The 14,975-nt window shown below is 73.5% G+C and carries 14 protein-coding genes; 3 read left to right on the top strand and 11 right to left on the bottom strand.

Translation table 11 applies throughout. The features are described 5' to 3' along the window. Window positions 1–174: 174 nt before the first annotated feature. The 4 genes from AC2AXK_RS00590 to ssd are packed head-to-tail and all read right to left on the bottom strand — an operon-like array spanning window position 175 to window position 3,482. Window positions 175–780, bottom strand: a complete 606-nt coding sequence (locus AC2AXK_RS00590; RefSeq protein WP_484343389.1) for a type II secretion system F family protein — start codon at window positions 778–780, stop codon at window positions 175–177. Next, complete coding sequence (locus tag AC2AXK_RS00595) at window positions 777–1,493, bottom strand: hypothetical protein (RefSeq protein ID WP_484343390.1); 717 nt, start codon at window positions 1,491–1,493, stop codon at window positions 777–779. Before AC2AXK_RS00595 ends, AC2AXK_RS00590 begins: the two co-directional genes overlap by 4 nt. Window positions 1,494–1,509: 16 nt before the next feature. Beyond that, a complete protein-coding gene (locus AC2AXK_RS00600; protein WP_484343391.1) occupies window positions 1,510–2,676 on the bottom strand; it encodes a TadA family conjugal transfer-associated ATPase in 1,167 nt (388 codons plus the stop codon). Beyond that, window positions 2,673–3,482, bottom strand: a complete 810-nt coding sequence (gene ssd, locus AC2AXK_RS00605; RefSeq protein ID WP_484343392.1) for a septum site-determining protein Ssd — start codon at window positions 3,480–3,482, stop codon at window positions 2,673–2,675. Before ssd ends, AC2AXK_RS00600 begins: the two co-directional genes overlap by 4 nt. Window positions 3,483–3,653: 171 nt before the next feature. On the opposite strand from ssd, the gene AC2AXK_RS00610 reads away from it, so the two are divergent. From AC2AXK_RS00610 to AC2AXK_RS00620, 3 genes are read left to right on the top strand one after another with little or no spacing between them, the layout of a single operon-like run. Continuing rightward, window positions 3,654–4,565 carry an ATP-grasp domain-containing protein gene (locus AC2AXK_RS00610; protein WP_484343393.1) on the top strand — a complete coding sequence of 304 codons (912 nt, stop codon included), beginning with the start codon at window positions 3,654–3,656 and terminating at the stop codon, window positions 4,563–4,565. A 2-nt stretch (window positions 4,566–4,567) separates the two neighbouring features. After that, window positions 4,568–5,842 carry a glycosyltransferase family 2 protein gene (locus tag AC2AXK_RS00615; RefSeq protein WP_484343394.1) on the top strand — a complete coding sequence of 425 codons (1,275 nt, stop codon included), beginning with the start codon at window positions 4,568–4,570 and terminating at the stop codon, window positions 5,840–5,842. After that, window positions 5,839–6,981 carry a hypothetical protein gene (locus AC2AXK_RS00620; RefSeq protein WP_484343395.1) on the top strand — a complete coding sequence of 381 codons (1,143 nt, stop codon included), beginning with the start codon at window positions 5,839–5,841 and terminating at the stop codon, window positions 6,979–6,981. The genes AC2AXK_RS00615 and AC2AXK_RS00620 overlap by 4 nt, the downstream gene beginning before the upstream one ends. On the opposite strand, the gene AC2AXK_RS00625 is transcribed toward AC2AXK_RS00620, so the two are convergent. From AC2AXK_RS00625 to AC2AXK_RS00655, 7 genes are read right to left on the bottom strand one after another with little or no spacing between them, the layout of a single operon-like run. Further along, window positions 6,978–8,684 carry a sensor histidine kinase gene (locus tag AC2AXK_RS00625; protein ID WP_484343396.1) on the bottom strand — a complete coding sequence of 569 codons (1,707 nt, stop codon included), beginning with the start codon at window positions 8,682–8,684 and terminating at the stop codon, window positions 6,978–6,980. The two genes, AC2AXK_RS00620 and AC2AXK_RS00625, sit on opposite strands and share 4 nt — an antisense overlap. 10 nt (window positions 8,685–8,694) lie before the next feature. Then, a complete protein-coding gene (locus AC2AXK_RS00630; RefSeq protein WP_484343397.1) occupies window positions 8,695–9,768 on the bottom strand; it encodes a PIG-L deacetylase family protein in 1,074 nt (357 codons plus the stop codon). Continuing rightward, a complete protein-coding gene (locus AC2AXK_RS00635) occupies window positions 9,758–10,423 on the bottom strand; it encodes an ABC transporter ATP-binding protein (RefSeq protein WP_484343398.1) in 666 nt (221 codons plus the stop codon). Before AC2AXK_RS00635 ends, AC2AXK_RS00630 begins: the two co-directional genes overlap by 11 nt. Continuing rightward, complete coding sequence (locus AC2AXK_RS00640; RefSeq protein WP_484343399.1) at window positions 10,420–11,358, bottom strand: ABC transporter ATP-binding protein; 939 nt, start codon at window positions 11,356–11,358, stop codon at window positions 10,420–10,422. The genes AC2AXK_RS00635 and AC2AXK_RS00640 overlap by 4 nt, the downstream gene beginning before the upstream one ends. Further along, entirely contained in the window at window positions 11,355–12,176 is an 822-nt protein-coding gene (locus AC2AXK_RS00645; RefSeq protein ID WP_484343400.1) for an ABC transporter permease, read from the bottom strand. Before AC2AXK_RS00645 ends, AC2AXK_RS00640 begins: the two co-directional genes overlap by 4 nt. Next, window positions 12,169–13,239 carry an ABC transporter permease gene (locus AC2AXK_RS00650; RefSeq protein ID WP_484343401.1) on the bottom strand — a complete coding sequence of 357 codons (1,071 nt, stop codon included), beginning with the start codon at window positions 13,237–13,239 and terminating at the stop codon, window positions 12,169–12,171. Before AC2AXK_RS00650 ends, AC2AXK_RS00645 begins: the two co-directional genes overlap by 8 nt. Further along, entirely contained in the window at window positions 13,236–14,873 is a 1,638-nt protein-coding gene (locus tag AC2AXK_RS00655; RefSeq protein WP_484343402.1) for an ABC transporter substrate-binding protein, read from the bottom strand. Before AC2AXK_RS00655 ends, AC2AXK_RS00650 begins: the two co-directional genes overlap by 4 nt. Window positions 14,874–14,975 lie beyond the last annotated feature (102 nt).

Here is a 14,975-nt window from a genome sequence, read left to right on the forward strand (position 1 = left end):
TGCCGGGGCGCGGTCGCCGTCGGTCCCGCCGGATGCACCGAGCGTGCGGCGGTGCGGCGGCCCCGGGCCACCGGCACCGCACCCCGTGTGGACGTCCCGGGCACCGGGTGACCTGTGCGGGACGTGTTCAGTGCGCGCACCCGGCCGGGCGCCGCGCCGACACCGACACCGCGGTCATCCGAACAGGCCGGACCCGAGGGACACGAGCACGGGCACGAGGCCGATGAGCACGAACGCCGGGAGGAAGCACGTACCCAGCGGCAGCACGAGGTGGACGCCGAGGCGCGCGGCGGCGGTACGCGCCCGAGCACGCGCCTCGTTCGTCACCTGGACACCTGCCACGCGAAGACCCTCCCGGGGCGCGGCGCCGTGGGTCCAGGCCGGCCGGAGCGCGTCGCACACGGGACGGAACCGGTCAGGGGCTGTCGCCCAGGCCCCGTCCCAGTCTGCTCCGAGGAGCAGGGCGGAGGCGACGGCCCGCAGCGCCGCACCGTCCTCGCCCCCGAGGGCGTGCCCGGCGGCGGCGAGCGCCGGTGGAACCCCGCACCCGGCCCCGAGCGCAGCGCCGAGGAGGTCGAGCACGACGGCCAGCTGGACCGGCGGCGCACCGCCGGTCTGTCGCGCAGCGGCTCGGCCCGGGAGGCCGCGCCCGGTCCCGCGCAGCACGTGCAACCGGCGCCTTCCCGCCGTGCGCCACGGAGCGAGGGCGCACCACGCGAGAGCAGCGACGACGAGCCCGGCGCTCACGGCTGCGGCCAGGTTCTCGTCCACGGCGGTCACGCGGGACTCCCCGCCACGCGGGCCCGGTCGGTGAGACGCGCGCTCCACGTCCGTCCCAGGAGGAGGAGGACGACCCCGGTCACCGGTGCGAGCGCCGTGAGGCCGCCGTCGAGCACGAGCCGGACGGGGTCTGCGCCGAGCGCGGAGCCGAGCGCCCCGCCGACGAGGGGCAACCACAGGAGCACGCGCGCCGTCGTCTGTGGCCCGGCCAGGGCTGCATCCCGGTCGGCTTCCGCCTCGGCGGCGGCGACGAGGGTGGCGACGATCGACTCGAGCACCGCCGCGAGGGGTGCTCCCACCTCCGCGGCGAGACGGCAGGCCGCGACGACGGCCGCGGCCTGCCGCTGCGCCGCCTGCGCCGCGCGGGACCTGCGCCGCCCACCCACGAGGGCGTCGAGGCGCGTCCCGCGGCGTGCGCGCGCCGCCGACCCGAGGACACGCTCAGCGAGGTCCGTGGCGTCCGGGATGCCGTGCACGTCGACACGCACGTTGCCGAGCTCCCACGCGCGCTGCGGCGGCAGGCCGCTGCGCAGCAGGGCGGCGACCTGCGTGACGACGACCTCCATCGTCACCTCCGCACGTCCCCGGCCCCGGACCCGACGCGATCCGCTCCACCGCGGGCCCTGCCTCCCGACGACGCGGACCCGGCGCCCGCGTGGGGCGAGGGCGAGGACCGCGAGCGCGACGAGCATCCCCGGCAGCGCAGACGTCACCACCGGGCCACCGCGCTCATCCGGTGGGTCCGAGCCGTTCGGCGAGCTGCTGCCAGTCCGCGTGCTCGGTGGGCGCCCCGATCCCGTCCCAGCGCAGGGCGGGGCGCACGACGAGCTGTCCCCGTTCGTCCCGTCGCACGACGGCGATCTCGCCGACGAACCGCCGCCGCTCGCCGTCCGCCGCGGCGACCCGACGCAGGTGCACGACGGCGTCGAGGGCGCTGAGCGCCTGAGCAGCGAGGCTCTCGCGGGACATCGCCGCGAGGGCGGCGAGCGCCTCGAGCCGCGCGGGCACGTCTGCTGCGGTGTTCGCATGGATCGTGGCGCAGCCTCCCGAGTGGCCGGTGTTGAGCGCGGTGAGGACGTCGCGGACCTCCGGGCCCCGGCACTCACCGAGCACGATCCGGTCGGGACGCATCCGCAGGGCGTTGCGCACGAGGTCGGCGAGGCTCACCTCTCCCGTGCCCTCGACGTTGGCGTGCCGCGCCGTGAGGTGCACGACGTGCGGGTGGGACGGCGCGAGCTCGCGCGCCTCCTCGATCGTGATGATCCGTTCGGCCGGGTCGACGAGGGACAGGAGGGTGGCGAGGAGCGTCGTCTTGCCCGTCCCGGTCGCGCCGGAGACGAGGATGCTCGCCCGCTCACGGACGAGGGCACGCAGCACCGGCTCCCAGGCCGGAGGGACCATCCACGCCGCGACGAGCTCGGGCAGGGTGAACGCGCGGGACCGCATGGTCCGCAGGGAGATGACGGCCCCTTCCGTGCACAACGGCGCGAGGACGGCGTGCAGTCGGGTTCCGTCGGGCAACCGGGCGTCGACGGTGGGGCTCGCGTCGTCGAGCCGCTGCCCGCCCGACGCAGCGAGCCGGACAGCGAGGTCACGTACCGCTCGCGGGTTGCCGAGCGAGAGCGGGACGCGCTCGAGCCCGCGTCCCGCATCGACCCAGACGTCGTCGGGCCCGTTGACGAGCACGTCGGTGACGGACTCGGAATCCAGCAGGTGCTGCAGGGGTCCGGCGCCGAGCAGCTGCGAGCGCACCTCCTGGATCATCTCCGCGAGCGCGGTGCTGCCGAGCACCGGTCCGCTGGAGCGTACGGCCGCGACGACCTCGTCCGTGGTCGGGGCGGTGCCGGTGCTGGCCAGTCGGCGCCGGACGGACGCGAGCATGCCGTCGTCGGTCATGAGGCGCGCCGTCGCGGCTCGCCCACGCCTGCTCCCACCGGCGGGCCCTGCCACATGCCGCTCCGTCCTCGCGCCACGTGGGACCTGCTCGCGTCGAGCACGGCCCGCGCTGCTCTGCCGAGGTCGCCAGCACGGCCGCGTTCCGTGTGCGCACGCGGGCCCTCGCCGCGCTCGAGGCGCCCGGGCAGTGCTGGGTCGGTGCGCAGGTCCGCCCAGAGATCGACGCCGACGGCCCGCGCCACGTCGGACGGCGCGAGTCGGCCGCGCGCCGGTCCGCGCGTGACGAGCCCCACCGGGACCTCGGGAGCGGCGGCGAGTGCCGCGACCGCTCCCGCCACAGACGTGAGGTCGCAGCGTGCGACGACGACGAGCGCCGTGCAGTGAGGGCCCCACCGTGACACCTCGCCAGCGGGGACGTCGACGACGACGTCGCTCACCGCGGCCAGGGCGCGTACGACGTCCGCGTGGACGGCGTCCGGCAGGGGTGCCGGACGGCGCCGGTCCGCACTGAGCACGGCGACTCCCTGCCAACCGGGCAGGAGCGCCCGCAGCTCGTCACCGCTGACCTCACCCCGCGCGGCGTGGAGGTCGGGCCAGCGAAGACCGGGTTCCTCCTCGATCCCCAGCACGACGTCGGTGCCTCCGCCGCACGGCGTGCAGTCGACGAGGGTGACGCGCTCCCCGCCCCGACGGGCGACGAGCGCGAGGGTCGCGGAGAGGACGGACGCCCCCACGCCACCCCGCGCCCCCACGACGCCGATCACCTCGCGCCGCACGGTGTCGCCCGGGCGTTGTTCGAACGGCATGCGCGTCCCTCTCCTCGACAGATGTCCCACCAGGTTCGCCAGTCCTTGCCTGCCCCCGGGTCCGAGAGACCCCCGCGTGTGCGCGACCGCCGGAGACACCGACCTGTGGGGGACATCGAGGGAGCACGTCCCGCCGCTGCGCACCGACAGCACCCCCCGTATCATCCAAAGATGGGCATAACCGGAGAAAGACGGCGCACCATCCTCGTGACCGGCGCCGCGGGACCAGCCGGAAGGGCCCTCGCAGCCCAGCTCTCCCGCCCCGAGCGCGCGGGATCGACGCGGCTGCTCGGAGTCGACCTCGCCCCGCGCCCCGTCGAGGGTTACGAGATGATCGAACCCGCACCCGCAGCGACAGACCCGGCATACGACACCGCCATGCTCGACCTGCTCGCCCGGCGCGACCCGGACCTTGTCGTCGCCACCGTCTCCGAGGAGCTCCTCCGGTTCGCGGTCCTCGTCCGGGCCGCGGGACTCGGCACGAGGGTCGTCCTGTCCGAACCGGGCCCGACGGCCGTCGCCGCAGACAAGCTCCTCACCATGTGGGCGCTCGCAGGACACGGGATCCCGGTCCCCCGGCACCGGTCCGCCGCCGGCATCGGCTCGGCTGCCGAGGCGCTCGCGTGGGCGGAGGGGAGGCCCGTCGTCGTCAAGCCGCGCGTCGCTCGGGGTGGGCGGGGCGTCCACGTCGTGGAGGAGCCCCAGGACCCTGTGTGGGAGACCCTCGACGCCTCGTGGGTCCTCCAGGAGTTCGCCCCGGGCGTCGAGTACAGCCCGCAGGTCTACCGGTCCCCCACGTCGGGCCGCTGCGTGGTCGTCGTCCTCGAGAAGGCGGGGCGCCGGGAAGGGCGCGTCGGTAACGCGACGGCCGTCGCACGGCCGACCCCGGACGCTGTCGTGGACGTGGCAGACGTGGCGGTGCGGACAGCACAGGCGCTGGACCTCGTCGGGCCCCTGGACATGGACGTCCGCCGCACGGCCGACGGGACGCCGGTGGTCCTCGAGGTCAACGCTCGGTTCGGCGCCGTGTGCGACGCTGCCCCGGAGGTCCTCGACGCGGTGCTCGGGGACTGGCCGGGCTGACCATGAGCGTCCTCGTCGCGCTGCTCATCGTCGTCGGCGCCTCCCTGCTCGTCGTGGGCGGCGTGCGGCTCGCGCTCGTCCCCTTCGCCCTCGTGTTCGAGGTCCGACGGCGTCGGGACGGGACCGGCCTGGCAGGGTACGGGCCGGTGTTCGACGAGGCCCCGAACGTGAGCGTCGTCGTCCCCGCCTACAACGAGTCCGTCGTCATCGAGCAGTGCGTACGCTCCGTCCTGCGCAGCGACTATCCCCACCTCGAGATCCTCTGCGTCGACGACGGCTCCACCGACGACACCGCCGCGATCATGGGACGCCTCTCGGACGCTCATCCGCAGGTCGTCACGCTGCACCAGGAGAACGCCGGCAAGGGGGCCGCACTCAACCTCGGCATCGCCCGGGCACAGGGCGACGTCATCCTTCTCGTCGACGCAGACGGCCTCTTCCGGCCAGACACCGTCACCCGCCTGCTGCGAGGGTTCCGAGACGAGAAGGTCGGCGCCGTCTGCGGCAACGACCGGCCCGTCAACCTCGACCATGTCCTCACCCGCCTGCTGTCCCTCATCAGCCACCTCGGGACGGGACTCATGCGGCGCGCCCTCGACGTCGTCGACTGTCTGCCTGTCGTGTCCGGCAACGTCGGCGCCTTCCGGCGCGGTGCGCTCGAGCGGACCGGTCCGGTGAGCACCCACACGCTCGGTGAGGACCTCGAGCTCACCTGGCGGATCCACCGCGCGGGCTACCGGGTGACCTTCGCGCCGGACGCTCTCGTCTTCGCCGAGTCGCCGTCGACGGTCCGGGGCCTGTGGCGCCAACGGGTGCGCTGGGCGCGCGGGCTCCTGCAGGTCACGTCGATGCACCTGTCCATGGTCGGCAACCCCCGCTACGGACGCTTCGGCGTCTACCTCCTCTACAACAGCCTGGCGCAGATCGTCGCGCCGTTCATGCAGGTCGCCGGGGTGGCCGCCCTCGCGGTCGTCGTGGCCGTCGAGGGGACGGGATGGCTGCCTGGGTGGTGGTGGCCGTGGTTGGTGTTCGTCGGCCTGCCGGTCTCCCTGGCGCTGCTCCTTCTCGCGATCCTCCTCGACCACGCCCCCGGCGACCTGCGCTACCTGTGGACGGTGGTCCTGTGGCCCGCGTACTCGGCGCTCATGACGTTCGTCATGGTCGACGCGGCCCGGCTCGAGCTCCAGAACGCGGAGGAACGATGGAACAAACTCGACAGGAGCGGGACGGTCTCCGTGCGGGGCCTCGTCGACGACGATGGCCGTGGCTCGTCATGATCCTCGGGGCACTCGTGGCGCTGGTCGGTGCGTCGCTCCTCGTCGCTCGCCCGTGGGAGGACGTGCCGCCGCTCCTGCCCCGGGTGGAGCGACCCGCGCACGTGCGGGCCATGAGCGTCGACTTCGGTCTCGTCATCGACCCTGCGACAGACTGGACCGCCATCGACGACAGGCTCGACGAGGTGGAGGCCAACGCGGTCGACCTCAACGCCGGACGCGTCGAGTTCACCGCCTTCGACTGGGACGCCTACCCCGACGCGGCCGGTGAACCCGGCACCGACCATCTCGCGCGCGCCGCGCGCGCCCTGCAGACCTCCGCCGACGGGACCCCACGACGGGTGGGCCTCGTCGTGGACGCCTACGTCCCGGCATGGATCGCGAAGGACCCCTCGATCGCGGGCGTCGCGGCCGACGGACAGCCGAACGCCTACCAGGCCTCGGCGACAGCGATCACGGACGGCCCGGTCGGTGACAGGCTCGTGGAGTACGTCGTGGCCCTCGGCGAGCGCTACGGGCCGAGCCAGATCACGGTCACGGAGCTGTTCCTCAGCTACTTCAGCTTCGGCGCCGACGACCTCGCGCTCTACCAGCAGATGACCGGCGCTACGGACTGGCCGCGCGACCCCGCGGGCCAGATCGACGAGGAAGCCCCCGAGCTCGGCACCTGGCGGTCGGAGCTCGTCGCCGACCTTCTCGGGCGCATGCGGTCAGCACTCGACGAGGTCCGTGGCGGTGAGGGGCGCGAGATCGAGCTCGCGATGGACGTCCGCGTCGACTGGGCGGACCTGGCAGCCGGGGACGCGTCCAGCGGCCACGACTTCGAGATCCTGCTCCGGTCCGTCGACCAGCTCGTCGTGTGGGCCTACGTGGGCTCGTTCCAACGGTCCGTCCCGGAGGTGGAGGCTCTCACCGCCGCACTGGCGAGCAGCGGCGCCGACCTCGACCGGTTCACCGTGTCGGTCGGCCTGTGGGGGCCCGACGGCGTCCAGCCGGTCTCCGTGGAGACCATGTCGGAGGCAGTGCGGCTCGCGGGCACCAACGGCGTCACCTCGGTCCACGTGACCCCGCTGTCCCTCATGTCTGCGCCGTGCTGGACGGCGCTCGCCGCCGTCTGGGTGCCACAGGCGCGCGACGGTTAGAGGTCCGCAGGCGTCGACGGCCCCGGGCGGAGGTCCGGCAGGAGGATGTCGACCTGCGTCCCCCGACCAGGCTCGCTCGTGATCGCCATCGTCCCGCCGTGCTGTTCGACGAGGGTGCGCACGAGCGACAGGCCGAGGCCGACGCCGCGGACCCTCAGCCGACGGGTGTCGCGCGTCCGGTAGAAGCGCTCCGTGACGTGCTCGAGCTCGTCGGGCGCGATGCCCCGACCATGGTCGACGATGCGGATGCGGGCGGCCCGTCCGCGGTCCGGCGTGTCGTGGGCAGTGACGGTGACGTCGACGACGCCTCCCTCGGGGCTGTACTTCACGGCGTTGTTCACGACGTTGGTGACCACCTGGGTGAGGCGCTGCGCGTCGGAGACGAGCGGGACCGTCGGGTCACCGCCGAGCCGGAACGTCACGCCCGCCGCGGAGGCTGTCGGGCGCTCGCTCTCGACGGCGTCGTGCACCACCTGGACGACGTCGACCTCGGCGGGGTCGAGGGGGTATCCGTTCGCCACGATCTGGGCGCTGGTGAGGAGGTCGTCGACGAGGCCGCGGAGCCGCTCGGCGCTGCGCTCGACCACCTCGAGGTAGCCGCGTTGCTCCGCGTCGAGCCTGTCGTCGTCGAGGAGCAGCAGCTCGACGTATCCGAGGATCGTCGCGAGGGGAGTCCGCAGCTCGTGGCTGACGAGGCCGATGAACTGGTCCTGCGCGCTCTCCTCCTCGTGCCGGCGCGTGACGTCGGTCGCCACGAAGAGGTAACCCGCCGGCAGCTCCGGCGTGGCCCCCGCCAGGGCCGGCCTCGGGGTCACGACGACCTCGAGGTCACGCCGGGCGCCGTCGGCGAGGAGCCCGACCCACTCGGTGACGACGCTGCCGTCGTCCGCTGCGGACCCGACCAGCTCGGCCAACCCTGGTCGCTCGTCCGCGAGTGCCGCCTGGAACGGGTCGGGGTGGTGAGCGACGAGCTCCACGACGTTGCGCCCGACGAGGTCCGTCGCGGTCCTCCCGAAGATGCGCTCGGCGCCGGCGTTCACCGAGACGATCTCCCCGCGCATGTCCGTCGCGACGAAGCCCTGCTCGGTCGCCGCGGCGAGGATGCTCGCGAGCGTGTCCCGGGAGTCGCGCAGCTCCCGCGCGGCGAGGGCCAGCGCCTCCCCCGCGGTGGTGAGATCCTCCGCCTGGGTGCGCGAGACACGGACGATCGAGTGCACGCCGACGGCGATCGGTCCGACGACGACCATGGTGACGATGGCGTGCAGGATCGGCTGGAACCGGCCGGTGTCCAGGACGACCGGCACGAGGAGCACCACTGCCGCGCCCGTCAGGGCGAGCGCCAGGCTCCCCCGGAGCGGCAGTGCGGCGAGACCGAGGACGGGAGCCATGAGCAGGACGTCGAACACCATGGTGTCGAGGCCGGTGCCGATGTCGAGCAGCACGATCGCGACCATCTGGACGACCGGCGGCACGTAGGCCAACTCGAGGGGCCAGTGTGACCAGCGCCCGAACGCCGCGCCGAGCTGCACGCCGACGGCCAGAGCCGTGGCGACGACGATGAACGACGGTCGGGCCGGGGTGCCTGCGGTGAGCAGGACGACGGCGGCGACCACGACCCCGATGGTGACGGGGATCTGGCGCCGACCGATGGTGTCGTCGCCCGACCACGCGCTGCCACCCCGCGCCACCGCGCTGCCGGTCATGACCGGTCGGTCAGCCTGCGCCGTGCGCGGGGTCGGCGCCCTGCCCGTCGACGGCGGACGTCGCGCGCACCGACGCCGACCGGGCGACGGCCTCGCTCGCCCGGACCGTCTCGAGCGGTTCGACCAGGCGCGCCGGGCTGAACCGGGCCCAGTAGCGCGCTGCGGCCCGCACGACGTCCGGCTGCATGTACTCGCGGTGGCTCTGGGAGACGAACGCGGCGAGCATCTCCATCTTCGTGTCGAGGAACCCCTCGATGTCGACGAACCTGTTCGGCGCGAAGCTCACGGTGGAGGACGGGCTCTGGAAGCACCACACGCCGGGCACCTGGCGTGCTGCGACCTGCACCGCCTCGTGCACCGCCCGGTGGTCCTGGTGACGGTCGTGGACCCCGTGCGTGTAGATGCGGTCAGGGACGACCTCGGCGACGAGCTCCTCGATCGCGGTGATGAGCCCGGCGGCCGGGTCGAGGCGCGTGTCCGGGAAGTCGAGGTGCACGAGCCGGGCCCCCACGACCGCGGCGGCCGCTGCGGCCTCGGAGTGCCGCTCGCTCGTGGGACCGCCCACGGCTCCGCCGGAGAGCGTGAGGATGACGAGCTCGTCGCCGGCCGCCGCGTGCGCGGCGAGCGTTCCTCCTGCGCCGATCTCGATGTCGTCGGGGTGCGCACCGACGGCGAGGACGCGCTGTCGGGACGCGCGGCGGACGTCGCGGGCGCGCGCGGCCAGCTCGGTCGCCCGCCGGACGACGAGCGTCGCAGGGACGGGCTTGACGAGGAACTCGTCCGCCGCCTCTCGCAGGGCCTCGACGGCATGGTCGAAGGTGGGGTACGCGGTGACGATCATGATCGGCAGCGTGGGGTCGATCGCGCGCACCTCGGGAAGGATCTCCAGGCCGGACCGCCCCGGGAGCTGGATGTCGCTGACGAGCACGTCGAAGGTGTCGGCACGCAGGGCGGCGAGCGCCTCCTCGGCCGTCCGCGTCGTCGTGACGACCATGCCGCCGTGTCTCTCGAGAGCGATCCGGAGGAACTCCGCCGCGTCGGCGTCGTCCTCCAGGACGAGCGCCCGGAAGGTGTTATCGGTCATCGGCTGCCCCTTTCGCTCCATGCGCCCGCAGCTCCACCACCGAGCTGCAGCACGCCGCCACGAGGTCGGTGTCGTGGCTGACGAGCAGCACGCCCAGACCACCGGTCGCCTCGTCGAGGACGAGCCGGACGAGGGAAGCGGTCGTGGCCGCGTCGAGCATCGACGTGGCCTCGTCGCACACGAGGTAGCGCGGGCTCTGCGCGAGGGCGCGCGCCAGGCAGGCGCGTTGCAGCTGGCCGTCGCTGACCTGGTGGGGTCGTCGCTCGAGAAGGTCCGCGGTGAGCCCGACCCGCCGCGCAAGCCCTGCGACGTCCACGCGTCGGCGGGCGACGACCGCAGGCTCGACGATGATCGACCCGAGGGTCAGCCGGGGGTCGGTCGAGGTCCGTGGGGACTGGAAGAGCATCGCGACGAACCCGCGCACGGCGCGCGGGGTGCCGAAGCGGGTTCCCGGCGACGCGACGCCGTCGATCGTCACGGATCCCGACCGCGGCCGGTCGAGCCCGACGAGGACGCGCGCGAGGGTCGTCTTGCCGGTCCCGGACGGACCGGTGAGGCCGACGACCGACCCGGGCGCGACCGTGAGGCTGACCTTCTCCAGCACGTCCGGGCCCCGCCCGTACCCGGCGGTGACCTCCGTCGCTCGCAGGCTCATGAGGCCTCCGTCCGGGTCCGGTACTGGCGGTCGCCGACGCTCACGAGCGTCGTCGGTCCGCCGGACTGGCGGCTCTCCGGTCGCCGCAGGTGGTAGACGCACTCGTCCGGCAGGTCGGTGAGCACGGGAGGGCTGCCGGGGATCGGGTGCAGCCCCCGGGTCGGCAGCGCGGCGAGCAGGTCCCGCGTGTAGTCGTGCAGCGGGTCCTCGAGGACCTCGTCGGCCGGCCCCGTCTCCATGATCCGGGACGCGTACATGACCGCGACCCGGTCCGCGACGTGGGTCCGGACCAACGACGCGAGGTCGTGCGTGATGAGCAGGACGGCGGCTCCTGCGTCTGCGCACCCGCGCAGCAGCGCCAGCACGTGGTCGGTGAGGGACCGGTCGAGGTTCGCCGTGGGCTCGTCCGCGACGATGACGTCCGGGTCCCCGGCGAGCGCTCCCGCGATGGCCACCCGCTGCGCCATGCCGCCCGAGAGCTCGTGCGGGAAGCAGTCCAGCGCGGCCGGGTCCAGGCCCGCGCGCCGCGCGAGCTCCTCGGGGGTGTGCGCGGTACCGAGCACGCGGATCGCCTCGGCGAGCTGGGACCGTGCCCTGCGGACGGGGGTGAGGTGGGTCGCCGCCGACTGCGACACGAGAGCCGCCCGGCGCCCACGAAAGGGCTCGCCGGCGAAGACGTCGATGACGCTGTCCGCGCGGCCCACTGTGATGGTGCCCGTGCGGCGGGCGCCCGCGGGGAGCATGTCCATGACCGCGGCGGCGAGGATGGACTTGCCGCACCCGGACTCCCCGACGAGGGCGGTGACGGTTCCCGGCGCCACGGCGAGGTCGACGTCGCTCGCCGCGTGGACCACCTGCCCGCTCGCCAGGGGCAGCCGGACGGTGAGGCCGGAGATCCGCAGACCGGCCAGGTCGACCGAGGGAGCGGTGCTCATAGTCGTAGCTCCGACGGTTGGGGTGGCGAGAGGATCGTGCGCAGGGACGTCCCGGCGATGGCGCCGCACACCGTCGTCAGGACGAGCACCGCGGCCGGGAAGACGAGCGTCCACCACCCGCCGAGGAGCAACGAGCTGCGTGCCTCCTCCAGGAGCGTGCCGAGGCTCGCCTCGTGGGGTGGCAGACCGAACCCGAGGAACGACAGCGTCGACTCGTGCCACACGGCGTGCGGCATGAGCAGCACGACGGCGATGATCGCCTGCGGCGCGGCGGCGGGGACGAGGTGGCGCGTGATGATGTGCTGCCGGCCTGCGCCGGCGAGGACGGCGGCGTCGATGTAGTGCCGCTGGCGCAGGCTGAGGACCTCGGAGCGGATGATGCGCGCGACCTGCGTCCAGTGCGTGAGGGCGATCGACAGGACGATCGCGAGGAGGCTGCCGCGGAACATCGCGACGATGACGATCCCGAGGAGCAGGTGCGGCAGGGCGTTCACCGCATCGGTGGTGCGCATGACGATCCTGTCCAGCCACCCGCCGACGAGCCCTGCCGTCGTGCCGACGATCACGCCGATCACCGTAGCGAGGACTGCGCACACGAGCGCGACGAGCAGCGACGTGCGGATCGCGGAGGCGATCCGCACGAAGAGGTCCCGCCCCGCGGAATCGGTCCCGAAGAGATGGTCGAGGGACGGCGCGAGCCGGGCCTGCGAGTAGTCGGTCACGCGGTCGTCGACCCCGGCGATCCACGGCACGAGCGCCGCGTAGAGCGCGACGACGCACAGCAGCGCGGAGGCCACGAGCACGCGGCGCCTAGCCATCGGTGCTCACCCGGGGGTCGAGGAACGCCACGACGACGTCGGCGAGGAGCGAGCCGAGCAGGACGACGAGGGTGGTGCCCACCGTGAGCGCGGCGAGCAGCGCCATGTCGAGGTTGCTCGCCGACGTGACGATCGCACCGGCGATCCCCGGCCAGCTGAAGATCTCCTCGACGAGCACCGCGCCCACGACGAGCTCGGGCAGGCGGACCCCGACGACGTTGGTGAACGGCCCGAGCGAGGTGGGCAGGATGTGGCGGCGGGTGATGAGCCGCCAGGGCAGGCCCCGCGCGACGGCGCCGGCGACGAAGTCCTCGCCGGACGAGGTGACCACGGACTGGCGCACCGCGAGCAGCAGCCACGGGATCTGGGCCACGGCCAGCACGGACGCGGGCAGCACGATGTGCCGGGCGACCTGGCCGACGGTGGGGTCCGCACCGCCGCTGGTCAGTCCGGCGACGGGGAACCACCCGAGCCCGAGCGCGAGGACGGCGATGGCGCCGAGCGCCAGGATGAACGGTGGGGTCCCCTGGATGACGATGCACGCCCCCGTGAGCAGCCGGTCGAACCAGCTGCCGCTGCGGATCCCGGCGGCGACGCCCGCGAGGAGCGCCACGCTGATGGCCACCGCGAACGAGATCCCGACGACGAGGAGCGTCCACGGCAGCCGCTCACCGATGACCTGGGCGACGGGTTGCTGGAAGGACCGGGACATCCCGAGGTCGCCCGTGGCCACGCCCTGCACCCAGTGCCACCACGTGAGGTACCACGGGTCCTCGAGGCCCAGCTGATCCGAGATGCGGGCCTTGTCCACCTCGCTCGTCGTCATGTAGCGCGTGCCGAGGTACCCGACGAGCGGGCTGAAGGGCGACACGGACGCCACGGCGAAGAGCCCGGCGGAGACGAGGGCGACGACCGGGGCGATGAACAGCAGCCGGCGTCCGACCATGGCCGCGACGGCCCGGCGGCGCTCGGCGCGCCTGCCCGCTGCCCGGACGGTCGTGGACCGGGAGCCTCGGGCTCGCCGACGACTGTCGTGGGCCGGTCTGCCGACGGCGGTCGTCATCTGCGTGTCCACGACTGCAGCGCCCACCAGGGTCCCCACGTGACCCCGTGCGCGTGCGGCTCGAGGACCTGGCCGGACATCGTCCAGCCGGAGTCGGTGGACACGTAGGTGTGGTCGAGGAAGACGAGGAACACGTACCCCGGGTCCTCGACGTAGGCGCTCTGGACGTCCCGGTACGCGGCGGCCCGCTCGTCGGCATCGAGACTGTGCCGGCCTGTCTCGAGGGCGGCGTCCACCGCGGGGTTGGAGTAGTCGCTCGCGTTGTTGTAGATGCTGCCCACGCCGGGAGTGGCGTAGACCGAGCTCAGCGCGTCGTACGCCTGGGTGTCGGGGTCGAACGGTTCGTCTCCCCCGCCGAGCAGGACCGCGTCGGTGCTGATGCGCGGGTCGATGCGGTCCCAGGACAGGGCTTCGAGGTTGACCTCGACACCGACGGCGAGGGCGTCGGACGCGAATGCCTGGGCGAGGTCCCGGCGCACGGTGTCGACGGAGTTGTACATGATCGTGAGCTCGGCGCGCTGGCCGTCCTTCTCGCGGATGCCGTCCGTGCCGACCGTCCACCCGGCGTCGGTGAGGATCTGCTCTGCTGCCCCTGGGTCGTGCTCGAAGGTCGCCGTGGGCTCGAACGCGTCGCCGTAGACCTCGGGGATCGGGGTGTAGGCGGGCCGTCCGTGCCCGCCCAGGATGTTGTCGATCATCGCCTGGCGGTCCACCGCGAGGTTGAGCGCCATCCGGACCGCGGGGTCGCCCGCGACAGCGTTGCCGGCCGGCAACGACACCCCGCGCCAGTCCGCCGACGTGTGCGCGGTGACCGTCGTGCCCTCCCGGTCGCTGAAGGTGTTGGCGAGGAGTGGCGGGAGGTTGGTCCCGTCGATCTCCCCGGAGCTCATCCGCTGGGCCCGCGTGTTGTCGTCCGCGACGTAGAGCAGCGTGAGCTCGGAGACCTCCGGCGCGCCGCCCCAGTAGTCCGGGTTGGCCTCGAGCACCGCGCGGTCGGGAGACAGGTCGACGAGCGTGTACGGGCCTGTGCCGACGGGCTCGGTGTTGAGGGAGGACTCGGCCGCCAGCCCGGGTTCCGCGAGCGCCTCGGACGGCACGATCCCGATGAGCAGCTTGGCGAGGAACGGCGCGTAGGGGTACGCGAGGCGGAACTCGACCGTGCTCGGATCGGTCGCCACGACCTCCGAGATCATGTCGTACGAGGTCACCGCCTCGGAGGCGGACGCCGGGTCGAGGATGGCCTCGTAGGTCGCCACGACGTCGGCTGCGTCGAACGTCGAGCCGTCGGAGAACGTCACCCCGGGACGGAGGGTGGCCGTCCAGACGGTCGCGTCCTCGTTGGCGACGGGCACGGCGGTGGCGAGCGCGGGCTCGAAGCCCGGCATGCCCTCGCCTCCGGTGAGGCGCACGAGCCCGTCGTACATCTTGGCGTCACCAGCCGCTCCGTACCCCGCCACGGGGTTGTACCCGCCGAGCTCGTAGCCGTCAGCGAGGACGAGGGCCGCCTCGTCCTCACCCTGTGTCTCACCGCTGGGGGCGGAGCACGACGCAAGGAGCGCGACAGCGAGGAGGCCGACGGCCCACGCCCCTGGCGCCCCGGTCGTTGCCGTCGTGGTCCTCGGCGGGACTGCCATCGCGGTGCCCCCTCCGTCGACGCTGCCGGACGGCCCCACACTCACGGGCCGCGTCGTGTCATCGTGACATGGCTCATCCCGGTCTGCACCCTTTGCCCGTTT

Source organism: Sanguibacter sp. Z6_81 (assembly GCF_057180625.1).